The sequence below is a fragment of the Massilia sp. X63 genome (assembly GCF_041023745.1).
Taxonomy (GTDB): domain Bacteria; phylum Pseudomonadota; class Gammaproteobacteria; order Burkholderiales; family Burkholderiaceae_D; genus Telluria.
Map to the genome: position 1 here is coordinate 29,782 of NZ_JBFTEF010000009.1, position 20,595 is coordinate 50,376.

Annotated in this window: 22 protein-coding genes; 8 read left to right on the forward strand and 14 right to left on the reverse strand. The window is 63.0% G+C overall.

Translation table 11 applies throughout. From position 1 onward, the window contains the following. The first annotated feature begins 53 nt into the window (after window positions 1-53). Window positions 54-500 (forward strand): hypothetical protein, encoded by a 447-nt coding sequence (locus tag AB3347_RS17620; RefSeq protein ID WP_285376646.1) that lies wholly within the window; start codon window positions 54-56, stop codon window positions 498-500. Between the two features lie 93 nt (window positions 501-593). Here AB3347_RS17620 and AB3347_RS17625 read toward each other — a convergent pair whose 3' ends face one another. After that, window positions 594-905: a hypothetical protein gene (locus tag AB3347_RS17625; RefSeq protein ID WP_285376643.1), complete on the reverse strand. Its 312-nt coding sequence runs from the start codon at window positions 903-905 to the stop codon at window positions 594-596. A 97-nt stretch (window positions 906-1,002) separates the two neighbouring features. Here AB3347_RS17625 and AB3347_RS17630 point away from each other — a divergent pair, with 97 nt between their 5' ends. The 5 genes from AB3347_RS17630 to AB3347_RS17650 all read left to right on the forward strand — a co-directional run bounded on the left by AB3347_RS17630 (window position 1,003) and on the right by AB3347_RS17650 (window position 4,815). Then, complete coding sequence (locus AB3347_RS17630) at window positions 1,003-1,620, forward strand: hypothetical protein (RefSeq protein WP_285376641.1); 618 nt, start codon at window positions 1,003-1,005, stop codon at window positions 1,618-1,620. Further along, on the forward strand, window positions 1,617-2,156 hold the full coding sequence (locus AB3347_RS17635; RefSeq protein WP_285376639.1) for a polymer-forming cytoskeletal protein: 540 nt from the start codon (window positions 1,617-1,619) through the stop codon (window positions 2,154-2,156). The genes AB3347_RS17630 and AB3347_RS17635 overlap by 4 nt, the downstream gene beginning before the upstream one ends. Continuing rightward, window positions 2,149-3,624 carry a hypothetical protein gene (locus AB3347_RS17640; RefSeq protein WP_369093090.1) on the forward strand — a complete coding sequence of 492 codons (1,476 nt, stop codon included), beginning with the start codon at window positions 2,149-2,151 and terminating at the stop codon, window positions 3,622-3,624. The genes AB3347_RS17635 and AB3347_RS17640 overlap by 8 nt, the downstream gene beginning before the upstream one ends. Further along, window positions 3,608-3,913: a hypothetical protein gene (locus AB3347_RS17645; RefSeq protein WP_285376636.1), complete on the forward strand. Its 306-nt coding sequence runs from the start codon at window positions 3,608-3,610 to the stop codon at window positions 3,911-3,913. The genes AB3347_RS17640 and AB3347_RS17645 overlap by 17 nt, the downstream gene beginning before the upstream one ends. Before the next feature lie 647 nt (window positions 3,914-4,560). After that, window positions 4,561-4,815 carry a hypothetical protein gene (locus AB3347_RS17650; RefSeq protein WP_369093091.1) on the forward strand — a complete coding sequence of 85 codons (255 nt, stop codon included), beginning with the start codon at window positions 4,561-4,563 and terminating at the stop codon, window positions 4,813-4,815. Between the two features lie 19 nt (window positions 4,816-4,834). Here the strand turns inward: AB3347_RS17650 and AB3347_RS17655 are convergent, their stop codons facing one another. The 12 genes from AB3347_RS17655 to AB3347_RS17710 all read right to left on the reverse strand — a co-directional run bounded on the left by AB3347_RS17655 (window position 4,835) and on the right by AB3347_RS17710 (window position 12,552). Further along, window positions 4,835-5,035, reverse strand: a complete 201-nt coding sequence (locus AB3347_RS17655) for a hypothetical protein (RefSeq protein ID WP_285376633.1) — start codon at window positions 5,033-5,035, stop codon at window positions 4,835-4,837. Next, a complete protein-coding gene (locus AB3347_RS17660; RefSeq protein ID WP_369093092.1) occupies window positions 5,022-5,402 on the reverse strand; it encodes a hypothetical protein in 381 nt (126 codons plus the stop codon). Before AB3347_RS17660 ends, AB3347_RS17655 begins: the two co-directional genes overlap by 14 nt. Window positions 5,403-5,452: 50 nt before the next feature. Beyond that, window positions 5,453-5,914 carry a hypothetical protein gene (locus AB3347_RS17665; RefSeq protein ID WP_285376630.1) on the reverse strand — a complete coding sequence of 154 codons (462 nt, stop codon included), beginning with the start codon at window positions 5,912-5,914 and terminating at the stop codon, window positions 5,453-5,455. Window positions 5,915-6,032: 118 nt separating this feature from the next. Next, window positions 6,033-7,313: a conjugal transfer protein TraW gene (traW, locus tag AB3347_RS17670; protein ID WP_285376627.1), complete on the reverse strand. Its 1,281-nt coding sequence runs from the start codon at window positions 7,311-7,313 to the stop codon at window positions 6,033-6,035. An 8-nt stretch (window positions 7,314-7,321) separates the two neighbouring features. Then, window positions 7,322-7,837: a hypothetical protein gene (locus AB3347_RS17675; RefSeq protein WP_285376625.1), complete on the reverse strand. Its 516-nt coding sequence runs from the start codon at window positions 7,835-7,837 to the stop codon at window positions 7,322-7,324. 51 nt (window positions 7,838-7,888) lie between these two features. Beyond that, window positions 7,889-8,950 carry a hypothetical protein gene (locus AB3347_RS17680; protein WP_369093093.1) on the reverse strand — a complete coding sequence of 354 codons (1,062 nt, stop codon included), beginning with the start codon at window positions 8,948-8,950 and terminating at the stop codon, window positions 7,889-7,891. Next, a complete protein-coding gene (locus AB3347_RS17685; protein WP_285376621.1) occupies window positions 8,908-9,387 on the reverse strand; it encodes a hypothetical protein in 480 nt (159 codons plus the stop codon). The genes AB3347_RS17680 and AB3347_RS17685 overlap by 43 nt, the downstream gene beginning before the upstream one ends. 66 nt (window positions 9,388-9,453) lie before the next feature. Then, window positions 9,454-9,906, reverse strand: coding sequence for a hypothetical protein (locus AB3347_RS17690; protein WP_285376619.1), 453 nt, complete (start codon window positions 9,904-9,906; stop codon window positions 9,454-9,456). A gap of 9 nt (window positions 9,907-9,915) precedes the next feature. Next, window positions 9,916-10,143: a hypothetical protein gene (locus AB3347_RS17695; protein ID WP_369093094.1), complete on the reverse strand. Its 228-nt coding sequence runs from the start codon at window positions 10,141-10,143 to the stop codon at window positions 9,916-9,918. A gap of 12 nt (window positions 10,144-10,155) precedes the next feature. Next, window positions 10,156-10,473 carry a hypothetical protein gene (locus AB3347_RS17700; RefSeq protein WP_285376617.1) on the reverse strand — a complete coding sequence of 106 codons (318 nt, stop codon included), beginning with the start codon at window positions 10,471-10,473 and terminating at the stop codon, window positions 10,156-10,158. Window positions 10,474-10,528: 55 nt separating this feature from the next. Then, window positions 10,529-11,056 carry a DNA topoisomerase gene (locus tag AB3347_RS17705; RefSeq protein ID WP_369093095.1) on the reverse strand — a complete coding sequence of 176 codons (528 nt, stop codon included), beginning with the start codon at window positions 11,054-11,056 and terminating at the stop codon, window positions 10,529-10,531. Further along, window positions 11,053-12,552 carry a DNA topoisomerase gene (locus AB3347_RS17710; protein WP_369093096.1) on the reverse strand — a complete coding sequence of 500 codons (1,500 nt, stop codon included), beginning with the start codon at window positions 12,550-12,552 and terminating at the stop codon, window positions 11,053-11,055. Before AB3347_RS17710 ends, AB3347_RS17705 begins: the two co-directional genes overlap by 4 nt. Before the next feature lie 327 nt (window positions 12,553-12,879). Here AB3347_RS17710 and AB3347_RS17715 point away from each other — a divergent pair, with 327 nt between their 5' ends. Together AB3347_RS17715 and AB3347_RS17720 are read left to right on the forward strand one after the other, a co-directional pair. Then, the gene (locus AB3347_RS17715; protein WP_369093097.1) at window positions 12,880-13,110 is read left to right on the forward strand and encodes a helix-turn-helix domain-containing protein; all 231 of its coding nucleotides are present in this window, start codon (window positions 12,880-12,882) and stop codon (window positions 13,108-13,110) included. Continuing rightward, on the forward strand, window positions 13,107-14,468 hold the full coding sequence (locus tag AB3347_RS17720; protein ID WP_285376609.1) for a type II toxin-antitoxin system HipA family toxin: 1,362 nt from the start codon (window positions 13,107-13,109) through the stop codon (window positions 14,466-14,468). The genes AB3347_RS17715 and AB3347_RS17720 overlap by 4 nt, the downstream gene beginning before the upstream one ends. A gap of 50 nt (window positions 14,469-14,518) precedes the next feature. Here the strand turns inward: AB3347_RS17720 and AB3347_RS17725 are convergent, their stop codons facing one another. Continuing rightward, a complete protein-coding gene (locus AB3347_RS17725; RefSeq protein WP_369093098.1) occupies window positions 14,519-20,506 on the reverse strand; it encodes a strawberry notch C-terminal domain-containing protein in 5,988 nt (1,995 codons plus the stop codon). Between the last annotated feature and the right edge of the window lie 89 nt (window positions 20,507-20,595).

Consider the following 20,595-nt stretch of genomic DNA (forward strand, 5'->3'; position numbering starts at 1 on the left):
AGGGCGTACTGCCCTATAATCGCTCCATTCCAAACGCTACAGCAGCCAAAGACATGTTCTCCATCCCCGACACTCCTCCTAACATCACGTGCGTCGACTTCGCAGTTGTCCGCGCCGGCGCGCAGCGCACCCCTGACGCAGCCCCGGAGACAATTCGGTTCCTCTACGACCCGGAGGAGAGCATCACTGGCCTCTCGCTGAACGACCCTGGTATCGACTTCAATCAGTACCTGCACACCCTGGCCCAGGCTGACGACGTGTCTTCGGCAAGCGTTTCGATCTCGTTCGATCACGGCATGCGCACTGTTCTGATCGTACCGATCAAAGGTGCGTGGCCAAACCTGGACAATATCGGAGACCTGGTCAGCGCGATGGCCAGAATGATGTATGACAGTGGCGCATTTCCACACGCGACCGCCGAAAATGACGCGATTTATCACTTAGCGGCGCTCGCCGGCCGCGCAGTCGAAGCGGCAGAAACGCCAGCGCCACGACCGTAGCGACGTGGCGGGCGCAGCTCGCGCTCACCAATAGAAACGGGCCGAAGGAGTAATCCACGGCCCGTTTTCTATTGGTGCAACAGCTGGTCGGATCTATACAAACCTTGCGGTGAGCACTTGTTCGCGGACCCCGTTGATCCGCGACGGGTCCACGTCGACCAGCAACAGGCCTTCGTGGTGCGTGCGGATGCGCTGGAGGACGCTCACGCTGCACGGGTGCTCGTTTGAACCCAGAACCTCGATGACACCGTCCGCACCCGTGATTTCGACGACGCCGGCCGCCGTCACAACGGTGCGCTGGACGGGCAGCCTCCCCTGGCGATGTTGCAGCACGATAAACGGGCTTCTTCCATCGTCAGCGTATTCAAAATAATCGACTGGGGTCTTGTTCTGTTTTGTGGACATGGGGCAATAGTTCCTCTGGACAACCTAATGATATATCATTAGACTCTTGTTTTGCAACTTGCACATAAAACGAAACAACACCGAAGTAGTGCCTTTCATGCAGCGAGACATCCTACACGACATCGTCCGACGCCTAGATCGCATGACCGATGCGCAGATCGCTGCGCTCACGCTGCCGAAAGAAGGGCTGAGGATAAAGACGCCGCTGGTCATCGCCGACCGGTACGAGGGTGCGACCAAGCTCCCACCTGGCCCGCCCAATGGGCTTCACGCCCGCCGGGACGGCTCCTACGAAATCACGCGCGTCGCCATTGTCCGGGTTCAGCCGGATGAATATCGCTTGCTGGCCAAGGAGATGCTCAAGCGCGCCACGATGCGCAGCCTCGCAATTGGCGCAGCTTGTGGCTTCGCAGTGGCAGTCGGCGCGATCGTGGCGATGCAGCTATCACGCAACGATCCCGACACGACTGCTGCATCGTTCTCGGCGCCGTGCCTGGTCTCGAACACGAGCGCGAGCGCGGTCATCTGCCGCGTTGGCCAGCAGACGGTATCGGTCGCTGTCGGCGCCCTCTTCCCCGACGGGCACCATCGGCTCGATGTCGTGGACCCTGCGCACCGCACCTTTACCGCAACCCGAATTACTGATCGCCAGAGCATCTTGTTCCAGGCCGATCTCAAGGCTATTCCCACCCAACCAGGAGTTAAACCGCAATGAGCAATCCTTCCGACCTGAGCCTCGGCGCCATGCCTTCCCTCGACACGCCGCACGTGCACAAGCATCCGCCGGCAGCGCCTCCGCAGCCACCAGTGGCCGTACCGCCCGTCGCCCACTCGAACGAATCCTCCCTGGCCGAGTACGTGGCCAATGGTACCAATGCCGAAGTCTTGTGCGAGACGCTTGATATCAGCATGGCCATCGGTGCCGAGGACGTCATCGAAGGCACGATTCGCATCGGTGGAAACAAGAGCCTGGTCATCCGTGGAAAAGTCATGGGTAACGTCGAGTGTGCCGGCCGCGTGCTGGTGATGGCCGGCGGCGTCGTACAAGGCAATATTCACGCCGCCTCACTCTGGAATGAGGGCGATATCGGCGTCCAGGGCCAGCCGACCACGGTCAACGTAGGCGACCTGCACCTCGGTGTCGGCTCCAAGGTCATCGGCGACTGCATCTATGACACCTTCAGCGTCGCCACCCCGAACCGTGGCGTGCGCGGTCAGATGATTCCACGCTCGGAAGCGGACCATGCGTAAGCTGCGCGAAATGCCGGCCCCGTCACGCGCTGCGATCAATATTGCGGCCCTGGCCATGTTGGCGTCGTTTTCAGCTTGCTCACACGGAAGCGAACCGCGGATGGCGATCTACGGTGGTGCATTGAAGTCGCCCTTCGCAGTAGCTGCTGCCGGCGGCAATGCTACCCAGCTGCCCGTCGTGCTCTCCGATGCCCAGGTACCCCAGGTCGCGATGGCGATGCCAGCGGCGGCAATGCACGTGGCGAGCGCCCCGGCTCAGGCTCCAGCACGCATCATGCTGGCGGCGGCGCAGCTGCGGCCGGATGCAGTCGCGCCGCCCGCGCCCGTTGCCGCGCCCATTACCGCGCCCGTGCAAATGACCTATGTTCCGAATGTGGCTGCTGCTCAACCTGGTGCTCCAGCCCAGATTCAGGCGCCTGTTCTCATGCCAGTGGCTACGGAAACCCAACCGCTGCAGGCCGCTCTTGCTCCGATCAACCAGCAGCAGAGCAACTCCAACTGGCCCGCGTATCTCGGCGCCGGTGTCGCTGGATTATCCGTGCTCGCACTGGTGCTTCTGCGCCGCCGTGACCGCGCCACCACCCAGCACCGCTTCGCTCCCGAGAGCACCGGCAGCCGCGATGCCGAGCGCGCGCGCAGCATCGAGCAGGAACAGGCCGCCCAGCGAGAACGCGAAATCGAGCGCGAGGTGACCGCACGCTTAGACCGTCAGCGCGAAGCCGACGCCGCTGCCGCGCGCGCGGCAGCCGACGAAATCGCCGCACGGGAAGAGCTCGATCGCACGCTGACCGAAGCTTCAGTCTCGGCGGCGAACGAACAGGCCAGGTCGAATCTGCCCCCACACATCGAAGAGGCACATCGCCTGTTCGACATGCTGCACCATGCCGAGCGCGACGTTGAGCCCTTCCTGCGCCTACTCGACGAAGCCATACCGCGCGACGCCTCGACCAACGATTCCCGCGAAATCGTGGCTGCATGGCACGAAGCGATGCTCAGCACCAGGAATCGCTTGTCAGAAGCGCTCGCGCAGCATAATGCCCCGGTGGAGATGCATCTGGTGGAGCCCGCGACGGATCTGCAAAGCGCCTTGAGTCGTCTTATCGACCATGCGGCCCGGATGAGTGCACTCATGGTCAATCAGCAGCAAGAGGAGTCTGCGATCCTGCACTGGTCGCGTCAGCTGCCTGGGGCACTGGTTCAGCTGTTCTGGCGCGCACAGACCACCTGCTACACGTCGTCTCTCCCGCAGCTCCCGCACGTTCCGGACGCACCGGCTCCAGGCCTGGCGGCGCCCTCGCCAGCAGCTGCTCAGGCACCAGGTACGGAACCGTCGCCAGCGCGCGCGCCGACGCATACACCCCGTCCAGCGCCAGCAGCTGCAGCGATGCCAGCTCGCCCAGGTGTGACGCGTGACAAAGCAATCCAAAAGGCTATTCGTGGCAGTCGTAACCATGCCGGACGTCGATAAAATGCCCTCGGCCGGCAGTTCAATTCCGCTGTCGGCCGGGCCTGGCGTGACTGCTACAGCGGACGAGCTCATCAGCACGCCGGCTGCCGCCGCACTGATGGGCTTGTCCGAAGCTACCCTGCGCAACTATTCCTGGCTGAAGTCCCTGTCGGCCGAGGAGCGGGCTGAGCGCCGCCTGCAGGAGCCGCCAGCCGGGCTGCCAGTGGCGAAGCGCAGGAGCGGGCGCCTTATGTGGCCGCTGTCCGAGGTGACGATGTTCGCCGAACAGAAATCCAAACTGTTGGAATAATGGCTCAAGTCGATCTCTACTGGGCTGAGACAGCGCTGGGCGAGCGCTACGTCCCCGAAGACCACGGCTGGATGAAGACCCACTACCGTGCGGCCATGGTGCTTGGAGGTGTCACCAGTGCGCTAACGGCCGGCGCCGTGCTGGGCGCGATCGCGTACCGCCAAAGCACGGCCCTGCCGCGTGTCGCCCTCGCCTCGTATGAGATCGAAGCAGTTCCCCACCGGCCCGTACCCGCGCCACTGGTCCCAGCACGCGACCAGGCGGCGCCAGCACCACGCCCAGCGCCAGTGAAGACGGTGGAACCTCCCCCGCCGAGCAGCGCGCCGCCGCCGACCGCCGCGGCCGCCGCGGACGCGGTACCGCAACCGTCCCGGCGTGGGGAACCAGTCGCGAAGCCGCGCCCGGTCGAAGAGAAGCAGCGCCCAGCTGCGAGGCCCCCCACCCCGGCACCAGCGCCAAAGCAGAAGCTAGCGCCGCGCGCCGCTGAACCTGCCCCGGCACCTCGCACGCCGGCACCGGCCGTCAAGGAGCAGGAACCGCCCACGCCCGTAAAGGCCCCGGAGCCGTCGAAGCCTGTAAAGGCGCAGCGAGCTGCAGCTCTGCAGCCGGCGCCGCACGAGAGCACCAGGTCGAAGCCGCCAGAACACGTGGGCGCGCCGCAGCCGGCGGAACAGGTGCACGCGCAGGTAGGCCTGAGCAAGGCCGCGGGAAGCAAGCCGACCGACATTGCGAGCGGCGAGAAGCTGGGAATTCGGGAGATCCTCCCGGATGGGATCGTGATGCAGAACGGCCGCAGGATCAAAAACGGTACCGCGCTGCCCAACGGAGAGCTCTTGATGGGTACCGACGCGGCGAAAGGCATGGCCGAGACAGATCGGCGCGTGCTGGTCCTGACGCCTTAGGGCACCCTGGCGCCACCTTTCAGCGCCAGCGGCGCACGTATGGCGTCACCCGCCATGCCCTGCCATCCAGGGACGATGCTGTCGCGACCAACACGCGGCCGGCGCCGCGCTTGACCAGCACGCTGCCGCTGTCCTGCTGATACTTGAAGCCGATCCGTTGCAACTCGGCGGTTGAGAAGCGCTGCCGCGGCGAAGCGTAGATCTTGTCAGGCCGCGCCACCTGGACGGCTCTCTTGCCCTGCTACAGCCCTCGGATTACGCAGCATGCGCGGGTGCTTGGTCTCGAGCACGTGTTCCACCTCGAGAAGACGCGCCCTGGGCGGGATCGCTGGATGCTCGGCCGTTGGTGAGGTGCTCGTGCGGAAGTCCCCCATAAGCCCGCGCAGCACCGAGAAGCTCAGGCCGGTCTCTTCGTGAATGTTGATCAAGAGCGAGGACGATACCGAGATGAGCCTCTTGCGTATCTTGCAGATCTGGGGCGGATGAATACCAAGGCGCTGCGCCAGGTGGCTGTCGTGCTGCACACCCAGGATGCGGCGCAACGTGTCAATCAGGTTGCCAGGATCGTAATGTGGGTTGTTGTCCATGCTCTTCTTGAACGGGGGGTTGCTACGGCCACTTGGCCGTAGCGGTGGATTTAGCGGAAGACCTCGAACGGGGCTTCCTCTTCTTCCTCGTCCTGCATGTCCTCCGCGACGTAGTTCTCAAGCGCTGTTGGATCACTGCAAAGGAAGATCGGGCCAGTCGCGCTGGCGAGGGCTTGGGTGAGGTGGAGAATACTCACTCCGCGGGTCTCGACGTGCGCATCTTGGTGGCGGCCGCGATCGGCGAACCAGAAGGAAGACTGGGTTACCACCAGCTCCGGGCATTCCATCCGCATAGCCTCCTCGACACCAGTCGGGCCCCACATATCCGGGCCGTAGGACATGCGTACTTCGGTGAGCTGCTCCTTTTGGCACAGCGTGTGCAAGCGTTTGAGCTGCGCCATGAAGGTAGCACCGGCAGTGATTTTTGCGTAGCGCGGTTCGATTTCGAGCGAACCGCTCTCTGTCGAGTAAGCGTCCAGGTATACTACCTGCTCGTTTTTCTGCTGGTTCATTGTCACTCCGTTAAGACTGTCGACGCCCACGTGGGCAAGGAATGATTCAATCACGCTGGCCGAAACGTGGTTGCTCGCCGCGATGCCAGGTAAGCGCGGGCATGCCGCCCGCGCCGCCTTAGCGTGTCGACGTTGCGCGCTTGTGCTGCGCCGCCAGCTCGGGCATGAAGTCCTTGTTCAGGGACGCCTGGTAGACCGCGCCGAGCAGCGCGTTCGTCTTCTCGGTTGCCAGCAGGTTCTTCGACAGAAGGCTCGCCATCTGTGCCGAGATCAAGAGTTGCTCGCGCTGCAGCGTCACCTCGTCGGCGGCCCCGATTTCCTTGAGCCACTCGGGATTTTCGTAGCGGCGCGCCGCGTCGATGTACTGCAGATGATGAAGCGAGACGCCTTTCGACTCCCACTCAGGCGCAGCTTTCGGCAAGTGCTTGGCCAGATACCGGGAAGCTGCGCCGCTGCCTTCCTTCATCGCCTTGAGGATCGGGATCGTCGCTGCGTACGGCGTCCTGTTGCTCGTCCACTCCTCGGTCGGCCGCATGGCCAGGTCGACGCGTGCCTGGAAGCTGTCGCGCAGCGCCAGGTAGCGACGCCCCTCATCGGTCTGCGCCTCGATCTTGGTCAAATCGCGCAGCTGCACCGGGACCGATAGATTGCGGACATAGGCGGCTGCGGCCGCGAGCTGCTTCTCGTTGAACGTCAGGGACACCTTAGCCTGGTCAGCCGCCGTTTGCGCGCCGTCGAAGATGGTCGAGGCGCGGATGTCGGCGTCAGGCAGGCCACTGGACAGCTTGGGCGAAGTGCCAGCCCAGGTACAGGCCTGCGCGCGCACCGATCCGCTTGCATAGGCTTCGCATGCGCCGCGCTGCGCCATGACCGCCTGCACTTCAGGTGGCGGCGCTGGCGCATCATTGCGCGCGATGTCCACGGCCTTGTCCAGCGTCGGAGAGCCAGTCTTCGGGCGGAAGCTGGCACCCATGCCGCGTGGGCCGAAGGTGGCGCCGTTCGCTCCACGGAAGCCAGGGTTGATCTGGTCAAAGTTGGGGTCGGCCATGCCGCGCGAGGCATTCGCGCACGGATCAAGGGGCATCCTGGTCCGACGCTCGAGCTCAACCGTCTGCCTGGAGCGCTCGATGTCGATGTTGCGCTCAACCATATTCTGGCTCGACTCGGCCACCTGGTTGGCAACCTTCGCCGAATTCGCCGACAGCAGGTTTTCGATGCGCATCAAGGACTGCATGATGGTCCCGAAACCGCTGGTCACGGCGGCCGTCGTGGCGTTCACCGCGGCGGTCGTGGCGTTGATCAGTGGCGCGAGGACCGCGGCATCTCCCATGGCGAATGATGGGGTAGCGGTTACGGCCGCGAGCACCGCTGCGGCCAGGAGTGTTTTCTTAAATCGCATTGCAGCCCTTACGGCAAAAGGAAGTTCTTGAGCTTGTCCCAGGCATCGGCCACATAGCCGGTAGCGGATCGGCCGACCGAAGGCTCGCTCGCCATGCCCGTAGAAGGCTGCGGGCCACCTGAACCTGCCCACGGGCTCGTGCTCAGCCCTGCGCTGTCGATCGCGCTGTTCACACCGTTGAGCGCCTTCTGGCGGACTTCATTCATTTTCTGGTTCAGCTGCTGCGAGAGCTTCTGGCATGCCTGGTTGGCGAGCTTGGTGATCATGGACGCGGCACCAGGGGTTAAACCGAACGAGGTCATGTCGAGGCCCGACAACTGGTCCAGGCAGCTCGCCTTCACCGTCTCGGAAGCCTGCTGGACAGAATCTAGGACCGACGTCGACCGGTTCATTTCGATCTGGCGGACCTGCTGCTGGATTGCCTGCATGTCGGCACGGAACTCGTTACACGTGGACGCTGCGCCGACAGACGTACTATAGGCATAAAACAGAACAGCAATGGGTAAAAAAAAGCGGCGTTTCATTTCAAGCCTTCAAAGGGAATGCATAAGTGTCGCATGGAAACATTTCTCGCGCTACTGTCCATTCCCGGTACCTGGCTGAGGATCGTCGGTCTCGGCTGGCGCTGCTACGCCATCGAAGCCGGCGACCTGGACAAGATCCGACAGCGTCTCAACAGTGATGTTTCTCGCCTTGAGAAGCACGTCAGGGAGCGTGTTCTTCGCACGCTCAAAGCGGCGCTCGAATTCTTCTTGCGAAACGCTCTGCCCGGCGCGGAACCAGTCCATCATTCTTTGGGTACTCGCCACATACTCGGCGCGGTAGACCTCTGATGCGTGACGGACCCACACCTGCATGATGGCAGTGCGCTGGTCGTTCGACAGCGAGGGTGAGAAAGTCGTGTCGACCAGGAATGCCTTCATCGCTTCTGCGAAGTCAGATTGCATGGACGCTACAATAGCCGTCTTCTTCTGCCCGTAGGTGAAGGACAGCCCTTTCGGATTCTTCAGCCGGTCGTCCACGACACCTTCGTAGAAGCGCAACGTGGCCTGGTGCATGGCCACCTGCAGGCGGGTCTGCATCGTCTCGGGAGAATCGACCTTCAGGTAGCCAATCTTGCTCATCATGAGACCGGCCGTACGCTCCTGGCCCTTGAGGAACTCGGCGTCGGAATAGACCGAGGCCACCGTGCGGACGAACTCGTCGACGCGCGCCTGCTGGTTGTCAGGATTCGATTTTCCCCAGATGGTGCCGACGATGTGCGACAACATGGAGTTGAGCTCAACACGATCGTATGCGCGCGCCTCCGGGCTTACGCCGAGGCCGTCCGACATCACCTTGGCCAGGGCGTCGGTCGAGGCAACCATGAAGTTGAGTGCTTCCTTGCGCTCTTCCATACTGGCGTTGGTGCCAGGGCGCTGAATGATCCCCAACATCAAGGGGCTCATGTGGTTCAGGTACCGGATCGAAACGTTCGCGTCCTTCCAGGCGGCCGAGAATCGGTCCTTGGAGTCGTCGGCTGCAGATCGGAAGTGCTGCTCGAGCACCTGCTTGACGAGGGCTTGAGCCTTGTTGGCGCCGGCCGGCGCCGCGGTTACGCTGCCAGCGGCTGCTGCAGCGGCTGATACAGTGGCCATTGCTTCAGTTCCTTATCCTCGGCCTGTTTCAGGCCATTGCGCTCTTCACGCGGCATGGCGCGGAAGTAGTTGTACACCGGAGTGATGTCGATGATCCCAGGGACACCCATACCCAGGACGTCGCGCGCCGCCTCACACAGGGCTGCCAGGCGCAGGCTGTCTTCCAGGATGCCGGTCGACGCCACGGCCACCATGAAGCACTCGCCGAACATGCCGGCACGATCGGGGAGGTACGAAAAGCCACAGTTGATCTCGGGCGAGGTCAGCGTGCGCATCAACTTGCGCTCGGCCATACGGCCCAGCAGCGGCATGAAGCCTTGGGCCGAGAATACCTCGTCGGCATAGATGATTCCGCCGTCGAGCCAGTACGTCGTGCGCTGCTCCTCGGGGAGGTCGTCTCGCTCGGCGGTAGCGAGCATAGCTTCCATCAGGTTCAAATCAGTTCTCCTTGTGGGCCGCCGATATCTCAGCGAAAAATTCGTGCAGAAGGTTCAGTTCGAGCGTCAAGCTGCTCGGTAGTCGGCGCTACAGGTCACGCCTTCTTCCTCTACCTCATCCCAGCTCGCCAGCGAGGATCTGCTTGTCGCCACCTCCATGCCCATCGCCCGCATGAAGCGATCCAGGCTGCCGCCGGTGCGCGCGGCGGAGCGTGACAAGTAGGCGCATGCGGTTTTCAGCTCGCTCGGGCGCTCCAGGAGGGCGGTCTGCAGGGCGGGAATAACCGACGGTGAAGCGTCCACAATTTGCAGCCACGCTTCGATGTTGCGCGGGTCTTTTACCCAGGCGAGCGTTTCGTCGTAATGCTCGCTGTCCGGCTCCACGAGATCGCCGGCCGCATTGCCGATCATCTCGATAAACAGCAGACCGCGGCCGCGTTCGGAGAAACCGTCGATCGGACCAGTTTCGATCAGCTCGGCGGGCACGTCCTTGTCAAAATCGGTTACGATTTTTGGCATGTTGCCCCCTTATTGGCCCGAGGCCTGAAGCGCCGGCGCGGCGACCATCTTGCGCAGCGAGCGCATGATGTCATCAAGCACCTGGTCGTATCGCTCAGGCGCCATCCCGAGACGCTGGCATGTCGCCTCGCGCGTCTCATCGGTGACGTACCGCGCCCGATAGACCGCGCGCTGCTCCTCCGGCAATTCGTCGTAGGCGCACACGGCAACCGACAGCCCTTGGCTCTGGCGACTCATTTCACGCTCCAGTTACGACGGACGGCCTGGCGCCATCTCGTTCGGATCTTCTTCGTCCTGGGCTTCGGTTTCGCTCTGCTCCATCGTCATGCGCTGCTTGACTTCCGCGCGCAGCTGATTGATTTCGGACAGCGAGCCGACCGCGACTTTTTCCGACACTGGCGTCTTCTTTTCCAGCACGCTCTTGAGGGCCGCAACCGTCAGCGGCAGCGCCGCGGAGCAGTTCTCGCGATCGAGCTGCCTGAGCGTATTGGTGATCACGACCGGGCTGCAGCCGAGCCCTTGACCGCTCAAGCCAATTGCGCGTCGCGCGCCGTTCAGCGTTTTCATTATTTGCTCCGATCTCATGTGGTTGTCCTTCGAATATGTACGGCTTTACCGCTCTTTAATTTTGACGGACGCGTGCGGGCGTGGTTGCAACTCGACCACTCGCCTTGCGTTTTTTTGCGTCCGCAACCACAGCGGCGACGAACTTGCGGATCACGACCAGGAAGTTCTCGGCCGTTACTTCACCTCGTTCGATGCGCCTGCATAACATTTCCCACTTCGCCGTGAGACCCACACTCTTGAGCTCGGGCGGCAAAGCGGCTTCCAATTTTCTACCGGCTTCGGTCAATACGACCACCGTCGTCGGGCGGCCGCCCACGGTGCGCGTCTCGCGCACCAGTGACTTGTTCCGGATGAGGTCGATAATACCCTCGCTGCGCGTGCGCGCGGTGCCTATGCCGTTGGTCGCTTCGAGCACCGCTGCGTCGGCCGGGCTCGACGCGTGGCGCGCGGCCAGCAGCATGTCCTCAAGCAGGTCGGCCTCGGTGTAGCTCGGCGGCGGCTCGCTCTGCGTGACTTCTACACGCGCGGCGACGGCGCCGACGATGGCGCCGATACGGACGGAGGCGATATTCAGCTTGCTCATACGGCCGGCGCCTCGGCGTCGTCGTCCTGCTCGAGCTCCACCGGCGCGGCCTGGGGCTCCTCATCGTCCTCGACATCCAACTCTGGCTGCTGGGCGTCGGCTTCGGTCCAGCCGTAGCGAACCACCTGCGTCGCGTCGGCGGCGAACACATCGTCCCCGAACGCCACCTCGACCGTCGTGACGTCGTATTCGAAATCCGGGTAGAACTGGGCGGCGAAGCGATGGGTGATCATCTCGAACACTTCCCGCTCGGTCGCGTTCAGATCGCGCCCGGATGCCGGAAGCGTCCCCAGGGGCACAATCGCATGGTGCTCGTTCTCACCGATCTTGGAGTCGTCCACCGATCCTGGTCGCGCGCCGGCGTTGGCGCCGCGCATCACCTTGCCGAACATTGGCGAAAGGCCGGCCATGATCTGGCGCGCCTCCAGAAGCATCGTCTCCGGTATATACGGACAGTCGGTGCCGATGTAGGAGATCAAACGGTGCTTCAGGTAGAGGTTGTGCATCGCCTCGGTGACATCCTCCATCGGCACACCCAGGCGCCGGCTCGCTTCCATCTCCAGCGTCGTCTTGGTGAACGGCATTGGAGGAGCCTTGCGCTTGCGACGCACGGCCGCCTTCTGGTACCGGCCCTGCAAGCCCCCGTTGACGCGATCGACGATGGACCTGGCGAGATCCTCGCTTGTGATCCGTCCCCGATCGTCGAATCCCTCGGTATTCTCGCAACCAGGGCGCGCCTTCCATTTCAGCTCGGTGCCGTCCTGGAGCGTGATGACCGGCGTGTAGAAATTTGTCGGGACGAACTGTTCTATTTCACGCTGGCGCTTTGCGACCATGTACAGGACCGGGCCTTTCAAGCGACCGACAGCGACGGCCCGGTCGTGCAGGAGCGACTGGTATGCCCGCGAGCCGTTGAAACCGACCAGCCAGTCGCCCTCCTGACGCGCACGCGCGGCCTCACCGGAGAACTGCCACCGGGGCAGTCCGTTGGGAGTTAGCTCAGCAAATGCCTTTTCCAAGGCCTTGGGATGCATGTCGGTGACCGCGGCGCGCAGAATGTTGGGCCCGGCCGGATCGATCCCCAGCTGGCGGAACAGCTCGTCCATCACGAGCTGCCCTTCCCTGCCCTTGTCGCCGGCATTGATGATGACGTCGGCCGCCTTCACTTCGCGTTCGATGGCGACATAAAGTGGATCCGGGACCGGAGCGCCATCGCGCGTGACAACCGTTCCGTCCTCTTTCCGTGCGGGCCGAGGCGAACGCTTGTGCACTTGGGGGATCACCGGCAGGTACGTAAAAGGATCCTCCCATGCCAGCTCTGGCGCAAGGTAATGATCTATGGGCGCCATGTCGATCAGGTGGCCGTTGGTGTAGCCGACGAAATCGCCATTTGGAAGCCGGTACCCGCACTCCTCACGCCTGGACCGGCCGCCTTGCTGCTGCGCCAGGAAGGATGCAATCTCCTTCGCTACCGCAGCTTTTTCGGCCAGGATCACGGTCAGAGGCATCCTAGAGGTCGCAATTTTGTTTCATAAGATGGCTATGGTACAAGAATCTAAGGGGAATTGAAAGTTGACAAACTGTCCCGGTCAACAATAGTAGGTTGCGGAAAAGAAACACAACCGCCGTACGGTTCGGCCGGGTGCTTGAGCCTTGCAGCCTCTCATGGTCATCACCAGCATCACCGCCGTCAAGGTGATCGCTCGCTCACATTGCTCGCCAATCCATGGCTTTGCAGCGGCAAAGTGATCGTTCGTTCATATTTTGAATGTTTTGGTGTAAGCGGTGCTAGAATATGATCGAACGTTCACTTTGAGGCAAGCATGGCTATCACTGATTATGAGAAGGTGACTTCGACCGTCCAACTCGGAAAAATCGCGCGTGCTGCGCGCAAAAAACAGGGGCTTACTCAGCTCGACGTGGCCGGGCTGGCTGGGAAAAGCAACAGGTTCCTCATCGACCTCGAGCGGGGAAAAGAAACCTTGCAGATGCAGATGGTAATCGATGTGCTGACCCTTCTTGGACTGGAGCTCATCATCAGGGAAAAATCGTGAGTTCCCAACAAACCTCTGCCAAGCGCATCCCCGACGCCCTCTGGGTCTACAGCCCCGACGGGCTGGTCGGTACGCTCCACAATTCCGACCCGTTGTCGTTCAGCTACAGCGAAACGTGGCTGGCCACGCCTGGCGCCAAGCCTATTGTGCCGGCTTTGCCGTTGACGCCAGACCAGGTAGCGACGCCTGCCGTTGCCGCCTTCTTCGAAAACCTTCTCCCTGAGGGGGACCAACGCAAGGTCATCAGCATTCGTGAGAAGGTGTCAACGGTATTCGGCTTGCTCTCGCGCGTCGGCGGTGAGAGCGCCGGCGCGTTCGTGCTCGTTCCGCAGGGCGAGATCCTGCAGCCGCCTGTCTACCAGCACCTCACGTGGGATCAGGTAGACCTTCTGGTCCACGCTGACGTAGCCCAGTCGGCCGAGCGGGAGGAGATTGAACGCGAGGCTGCTGCCCTGCCTGCGCCTCGCATGTCCATATCTGGTGCGCAGTTCAAGCTCCTCCTGTACGTCGACGAAAAGGGCAACCCTGCACGACCCATGGGCAACGCGCCTTCAACGCACATCCTCAAGCCTGATATTCAGCGCAGCGACATCAAGGTGTTCGCATCGTCCGTGAACGAGACGATTATCATGCTCGCGGCGGACAAATGCGGACTCCAGACCGCGAAGGTGGCGTACCAGCCGAACACTCGCGCGTGTCTCGTCGAGCGCTACGATCGGGAACGGCAGCCTGACGGCTCCCTGAAACGCATCTGGCAGGCAGACTTCTGCCAAATGCTGGAAAAGCCGTCGGACGTCAAATACGAGGCCGAGGGCGGTCCAACGTTCAAAGACTGCTATGACCTGCTAGAGGTCTCGGCGCTGCCGGCAGTCGACCGCCTGCAGCTGCTGCGCTGGCTCTTCTTTAACCTGTGCGCCGGAAACGACGACTCTCACGCGAAGAACTTGTCGATTATCGCTACGCCCAAAGGGCTGCGCCTGGCGCCGTTCTACGACCTGATGTGCACGCGGGTCTATCCCGGCTTGGCTGCCAAGTTCGCCTTCGAGATCGCCGGCGAGACGGAGCCAGGCAAGATCACTGAAGCGCACATCCACGATCTCGCCCATACGCTCGGCGTTGCACCGAAGTACATGGCAAGCCTCGCTCGCGACATGGCGCGCCGCGTGCCGGCGGCAACATCGGCCGCCGCCGAACAGCTTCTCCCAGCCCTCGGCCCGCAAGAGACAGTCATGGCCGAGCGCCTGGTGCAGCGGATCTCGTCAATCTCAGCGCGCCTCGACAAGCGAATTACCGAGGGACCAGCACAGAGCGATGAGACTGCACCAGAGGAGGAGCCCAGCCAGACACCTGGTCCGTGATCAGCTCGCTCCCCTGTTGACGATATGCCGAACTATTTCGTTCAGCGACCTCAGGCGGCCCGCGGCTCGCTTACATCATCGTCGCCTGGTTCCGATTCGACTTCGCCCTCGACGTCGCCCTGGTCTTCATCGTCCCCGTCCAGGTGCAGGCGCTGCATCTGCCGGCGCATCATCTTGTCCTCGTGCGCAGCCTCACGCAGGGCACGCGACTGCTCACGGGTACGCTGGGTGACCGCCATGGCCAGCAGACGCATCTCCGGCGACGTCGAGTAGAACTGGCGGGTCTCGGTCGCACTCATGACGTGGCGCGTAAACACAGCCAGTTTCTCGCGGATCTTGTCGTCGCTGTCGCGGTTGCCGTCAGCATCGACGAAGCGCAAGATCATCCGGACCGTGGCCGCCCCCTGCTTGCCGCGCTCGATCTTGACCATCTCGTAGCCGAGCTCGGAGTTGATGGCCGTGGCCAGCGCTGACTGCTCCTCACGGTCCAGGCAGGTCTTGCGAATGCGCGCGCCGACACCGGCGAGGAGGTGCTCACCCTGCTGGCTACGAGCGCCGCGGCGCTGATCCATTTCGTCCTCGCTCAAGCCTTCTTGCAGGTCCTGCTGCCAGGTGGTACGCGTCGGCAGCCAGTAGAGCGACACATCCGCGTTCTTCGAATCGGCGTTCGAATGCAGCGCACGGCTTTCCAGGCTCGAACGCAGGAACTCCTGCCAGTAGTGGGCGTTTTTCGCCGGCGGACGATTCAGGGCCGACCAGGTCGAGCAGAACAGCGTGGTGACGCCCTCCGGCGCCAGCTCAACCGGCACCGTCGAGTAGATCGATTCCTTCGTCATGTATGGACGGATGTTGATCACGCGGCGCGGAGCCTCTGCTGGCATCTGCAGCACCGCACCAGCACCGATCCTGTGCTTAGCAGCGATCGAGGCCGCGCGGAACAGGTTGCCGCACAGGACGTAGCGCTTCGCGACGTGGTCGCGCTCGAGGTAGGCATTGAACTCGTCCGGCACCTCGCGGCTGAGCAGGCCATCGTCGATACGCTCGGCGCCCGGCAGCCACAGGTCCGAGCCGGTGAACTGTTTCTTGTACAGATCGGCCAGCGTAAAGCGCTGCGGCGCCGTCCAGCCGGCCATCTGGATCGTGACCACCCAGCGCGCCAGATTGGTCTCGCGGCCGCGCGGCGGCAGCGTCAGCGACGTCACCGCGCCCTTCAGGACCTTGTCTTCACCGATACCGAAGTGGCGCTCACGCACCACCACGTGTTGACCTGGCATGAAGTGTTGCAGGTGCTGCAGCACCCAGTTGCGGCGGCGCTCGATCACCTGGGTCGGGGTGATCAGCTGGTTCCCATGTTCATCCCGTGCGCGGCCCGGCTCAACGGTTTGGTCGGCACCCTGGCGCGCCGCGTCGGACGAACGCATCATCACCAGCATGGCGTCGAACATCTTCTCAACGCGGCTGCGCAGGCCCGAGGGGACCATGCGGATGGCGCCGGTCATCGGCCCCACCACGTCGTCGCCCGCGGAACGATAAATCGCCGGGGTTTCCAGGTCCGGCACGAAGTCTGGCGTGCCGCCGCCAGCGCGCGCACGCTGCGACTCGAAGAACATCTGGTGCGTATTTTGCTCGATCTCGGCTAGGGTATCGGCCCACTTGCGGGCAGCCACGCGATATCGGGTCGTCACCGTTTGCAGCTCGACAGCCTCGTCGAAGACGGAATCGACGTCGCCCTGCTCGTTCAGGCGCGCCGGCAACAGGTCTTCCGACCCCGTGATCGCCGCGGCATCGAAACTGGCCATGTCGAGCACATTGGTGCGCAGCGGGTTGATCCCCTGCTCGTTCAGCTCCGCGACCACCTCGTTGAAGTTGTAGGTGATCTCTTGGTACACGGTACGCGACTCCTTGTCCGGCAGCAGGTCCAGGCGCGAGACGGTTCGCTTGGCCAGGCCGTGCATGGACGCGTTGACCTCGGTGCCGTCCGGGTGAATTGCTGTCGGCATGAAAGAGCGGAACTCAATACCCAGGCGCGTCGCGATCGCCGGATTCGCCTGCAGGAAATCGCGCACGGATGCATCACCCACGCTGTTGAAGAGATCTGGCAGCTCGTGGAGCTCGAAGCGGCTGGAGCGGTTACTGGTGGCCGAGGCGTAGAGCTTACGCAGATGGCCGTAGTGCACCATCATGATTCGCGCTTCGGACTGCAGGCCGGATGCGAGCATTTCCACTTCCGGCGGGACCACCTGGCCGCGACGGTCGGCACGGCCGATCGCCTGGACGTAGTCAACGATATCGCCGAAGACCTGGCAGAACATCTCGGTGCGCTGACGCTGGTCGGTAAAGTCCTCGGAGGCGTGCAGGCTCATGCCGGTCGACATCGCCTTGTTGCCTACCAGGGCGTCATAGTCGCCGAAGTTGAAGCCGCGCTCGATATTGCTGATCTTCGACTCCTGGGCCGTGCGCGGCGCTACGGTCCAGTGGTCATGGTTCATTTCGATGACCTTATATTTACGACCAGTCGCCTCGCCCACCGTAAAACCGGCATTGCGGATCGCGTTGCAGATCGTGTCGATCGGCGAGCAGTACAGATCGTCGGGCAGCTGGTCGATCATGTCATCCAGGGTGCTCAAGCCCTCCTTGATGGCCTCGCGCTCGTCTTCGGACGCCATGAATTGCGAATCCAGCACGGTGCCTTCGATTCGATTGCCCTCGGCATCGACGTGGGTCATGCGAACGACCGTGTCGTACATGGCGCGCAGGGTCAACTTCAGGGTTTGCGGGCGGATCGTGTAGGTGCCGTCCTCGTTCTTCTCGGTATCCGGGTCGTCCAGCGCCTCCTTGATGCGCTGCTCGAAGGTCTGCTCCAGGAAGATAATCGGCTTCTTGCCTTCGCGGATCTTCTCCACCGCGCGCTCACCGGCAAAGCGGGCCTGCAGCGCCACGTTGAGCGTGCGTTGGGTCGTGAACAGCAGGCTGCCGAAGCTGGTGGTCTGGGTCTTGACGCCGTCGATCATGCGCTTGATGCGGCGCATCTCGGTCTGCAGACGGCGCAGCGCGTCCCCATCCTCGCCCAGCATGCCGATGTCGCTCGACAGCTTGGCAGTCTGCTCGGCCGTCAGGCCCAGGTCTTCGATCCGCAGGTCCAATAGGTTCGCCAGGCCACCTTCGGCCGGCATGCCGCCGTCGAGCAGCGCCTGCGCCTCGTCCAGGGCGATCGCTTCAGCGTCGATCACATGCGCCGCATGGCCGGCAGCCAGGAACTCCTCGTTCTCGGCCTCTGCCTGACCTGCGACGCCCTCGTCGTTCGCCATCTGCCGGGCGTAGGTGCCGGCGACCAGCTCCGCGGCCTGGCGCGCGGCCTCGTCGATCGCCTCGTCGTTGCCGCCGTCGACTTCCTCTTCGGGAGCGTTAGCGTCCTGGGCGGCACGCGAGCGCAGCGCCAGGATCGCCTCACGGGACGAGTTGTTGGCGCGGTCCAGCGTGGCCTGGATGAAGCGCTGCGCCGTGTCGAGCTTCTGGATCTGGCCACGGGTCAGGCGGCGGCCCACCTGGTCGGTGACGCCGCAAAGGCGTTGCAGGCCTTGCAGGATGACCGCCACCTGGTCGGAGATCTTCTCGTTCTCTGCCAGGCGCGCATCGTCGACAGTCATCATGATGTCGAGCTGGGAAGCATCGCGCTCGCGGCGGATGAACAGGCCATCCTCGGCCAGCATGGCAGTGAACACTTCCTGGATGCTCTCGCCACCGGCCTGCATCGCCTCCGAGACCATCGACGTATCGATCGAGGCGGGAAGCATGCGGCTGTAGAAGCTCATCTGGCGCGCATCCTTGAGCCAGGTCGCCGACGAGTACACGACGGCCTTGGCAGCATTGGCCACGGAGGTGCACACCGACCCCAGCTGGGACGTGTCGCCGGCGGCAATGTGCGATTCGTCGAAGATCACAATGCACTTCGGCGCGATCGACTTGATCCACTCAGCCTTGTCGGAGTCCTCGCCCTTGCTGAACTGCGAGTAGGTGCAGAAAACCAAGTTCGGGTTGTCGAAACCTTCCAGGCCGAACTGGAAGTTTTCGGTGAATTTCTTGCGCGTCACGCCGCTGGCGATCTTGTCCAGGTTCTCCGAGAACTGGTCGACCACTTGCGCGCCATGGTTCAGCACCATAGGGCGCAGCTGCGTGTGCAGGCCGGTCTTCTTGAGGTCACGATAGAAGTCCGAGAACAGGCTGTCCTGCTTGGTCACGAAGATCACGGACAGGCCACGCTGCCAGGCATAGGATACCGACGTGGCAATGGTGGCGCCCTTGCCGGCGCCGGTCTGGTCGCCCAGCACGAAACCCTTGTCGCGGTCCAGGGCACTGACCATCAGGGCAGCTGCGTCGACCTGCTCCGGGGCCAGGTAGGCAAACTGCTCTTCCGAGAAGCCGATCGCATTGCGCACGTACTCGTCGATGTTGCCGCTGCGGTCTTGGAGGCTTTGCAGCGCCTTGTAGCTCGGGCCGGCCAGATTGCGCGGGATCATGAGCTGGACGTCGCCATTGCGCGAGAAGGATTCGTATGGCAGCTGGTAGCTGTTCTCGGCGTTCTCGTTGGCGCGCAGCGCCGCTTCTTCCTCGGCGGTCATCTTGCGGCCGGCCGACTCGTGCACGCGCACCAGCACGTCGTTGGTGTAGGTGCGCAGGGCATCCCAGTCGTACATCGTCTCCAAGCGGCGCGGCACCCAATCGTCGCCTCGCAGCTCGCGCTCTTTCGCGCTGAACTTGCGGCCGACCGTGACCATCATGAGACCGGACTGGAGATTCATCTTCCGGCGCATCACCGGCGACAAGAGGCCAATACCCAGGACATCGTAGTCGGTCTGCAGGCCGCGCAGGAAAGCGTTCACGCGCTCTTTCTCGGCCTGGCGGTCGACATCGACGGCGCTCGAATACTCTGGGAAGGTCAGGATGGTCAAGCCATTCTGGTGCCGGCGCGCCATGGCGCCACGCACGTCTTCGAGCGTCTCGGCCGTCACGTCGTCGCGGCTGATCATGGACAGGCGGTGCGGCGGCACCGATTCAGTGAAGGCGCGCTCGACGACAGTCACCGAGTCCGGGACAAAGCTGCGCAGGCGCCCATCGGCCGATTCTGGCGTCGCCGGGTCAGTCAGGGCGACGTAGTTACGGCCCAGGAGCGACGCGACGGCACCGTCGTTCAGTTGCGGGATGTAGATCGGAACCGAGCCTTCACCGCCGAAGGCGCGCACCAGCTCTTGGGCTGCGATGGCGGCCGGCAGCGGGATAGCACCAGCATCTTTCTGGGGACCGGCATAGGGTGGCGAATTCTCGTATAGCAGCTGGGCTTCGCGGTACGCCGCGTCGCCGGCGAGCTCGTGGCGCTCGAGGACACGCTTTGCCATCTCCGCTTCGATGGTCTGGGCAACCTCCTCCACCTTGCGGCGATCCAGCGAGGCGCCGCGGCCGTACAGGACGTCGACGAAGCGGTTGACGTCGGCGACATCAGCGTGCGAGCCGGCCATGAGGCCCGCGATGAAGCCGCGCACGCAGCTTACCAGGTTGGAATCGTCCGCACGCAGCATGAATGCCGCCGGCAGCGCGCCCTCTTCGACTCGCTGGCCCTCGGCATCGACCACGAAACGCTCCCCTTCAGGGCGCTCGAAGACGCGTTGGCCCATCAGGTTCATACCGATCGGCGCTGCCACACGCAGTGCGGCCGTGATCGCAATTTCTTGCGCCGACAGCGTGGGGCCGCCTTGCAGGCGCAGGCGCACGTCCTGCGCGCTTGGGACCTGGATCTGGCGGGCCAGCGGGAAGACCGTGCGGAAGTCGGACAGCATCGGCGTCTTGGTCGGCGAGAACGGACGGATCAGGAACGGCTTGCCAGTTTTGACCTTCTTGAAGCCCAGGGGCTCGCGCTGGCACGCTTCCCACTCAGGGGAGCCAATCGGCACACCGGCGATGATGAGCAGGCTCTCTTTGAACCCCTCTTCCTTGATGAACCGCAGTGTTACCCCTTCCTTACCGAGATCGAACCAAGTCGGCATATTTACTCCTGTATGTGAATTCTGCAATGTGCAACTGACCGATAGCTCTACGGTAAAGGAACGGTGCAGGCGTGGTTGCGCTTCTTGCC

Bases quoted from the DNA above. Each gene is read 5' to 3' on its own strand.
- AB3347_RS17620 (WP_285376646.1), top strand. From the start codon at position 54: ATGTTCTCCATCCCCGACACTCCTCCTAACATCACGTGCGTCGACTTC.
- AB3347_RS17625 (WP_285376643.1), bottom strand. From the start codon at position 905: ATGTCCACAAAACAGAACAAGACCCCAGTCGATTATTTTGAATACGCT.
- AB3347_RS17630 (WP_285376641.1), top strand. From the start codon at position 1,003: ATGCAGCGAGACATCCTACACGACATCGTCCGACGCCTAGATCGCATG.
- AB3347_RS17635 (WP_285376639.1), top strand. From the start codon at position 1,617: ATGAGCAATCCTTCCGACCTGAGCCTCGGCGCCATGCCTTCCCTCGAC.
- AB3347_RS17640 (WP_369093090.1), top strand. From the start codon at position 2,149: ATGCGTAAGCTGCGCGAAATGCCGGCCCCGTCACGCGCTGCGATCAAT.
- AB3347_RS17645 (WP_285376636.1), top strand. From the start codon at position 3,608: ATGCCGGACGTCGATAAAATGCCCTCGGCCGGCAGTTCAATTCCGCTG.
- AB3347_RS17660 (WP_369093092.1), bottom strand. From the start codon at position 5,402: ATGGACAACAACCCACATTACGATCCTGGCAACCTGATTGACACGTTG.
- AB3347_RS17665 (WP_285376630.1), bottom strand. From the start codon at position 5,914: ATGAACCAGCAGAAAAACGAGCAGGTAGTATACCTGGACGCTTACTCG.
- traW (WP_285376627.1), bottom strand. From the start codon at position 7,313: ATGCGATTTAAGAAAACACTCCTGGCCGCAGCGGTGCTCGCGGCCGTA.
- AB3347_RS17675 (WP_285376625.1), bottom strand. From the start codon at position 7,837: ATGAAACGCCGCTTTTTTTTACCCATTGCTGTTCTGTTTTATGCCTAT.
- AB3347_RS17680 (WP_369093093.1), bottom strand. From the start codon at position 8,950: ATGGCCACTGTATCAGCCGCTGCAGCAGCCGCTGGCAGCGTAACCGCG.
- AB3347_RS17690 (WP_285376619.1), bottom strand. From the start codon at position 9,906: ATGCCAAAAATCGTAACCGATTTTGACAAGGACGTGCCCGCCGAGCTG.
- AB3347_RS17695 (WP_369093094.1), bottom strand. From the start codon at position 10,143: ATGAGTCGCCAGAGCCAAGGGCTGTCGGTTGCCGTGTGCGCCTACGAC.
- AB3347_RS17700 (WP_285376617.1), bottom strand. From the start codon at position 10,473: ATGAAAACGCTGAACGGCGCGCGACGCGCAATTGGCTTGAGCGGTCAA.
- AB3347_RS17705 (WP_369093095.1), bottom strand. From the start codon at position 11,056: ATGAGCAAGCTGAATATCGCCTCCGTCCGTATCGGCGCCATCGTCGGC.
- AB3347_RS17715 (WP_369093097.1), top strand. From the start codon at position 12,880: ATGGCTATCACTGATTATGAGAAGGTGACTTCGACCGTCCAACTCGGA.
- AB3347_RS17725 (WP_369093098.1), bottom strand. From the start codon at position 20,506: ATGCCGACTTGGTTCGATCTCGGTAAGGAAGGGGTAACACTGCGGTTC.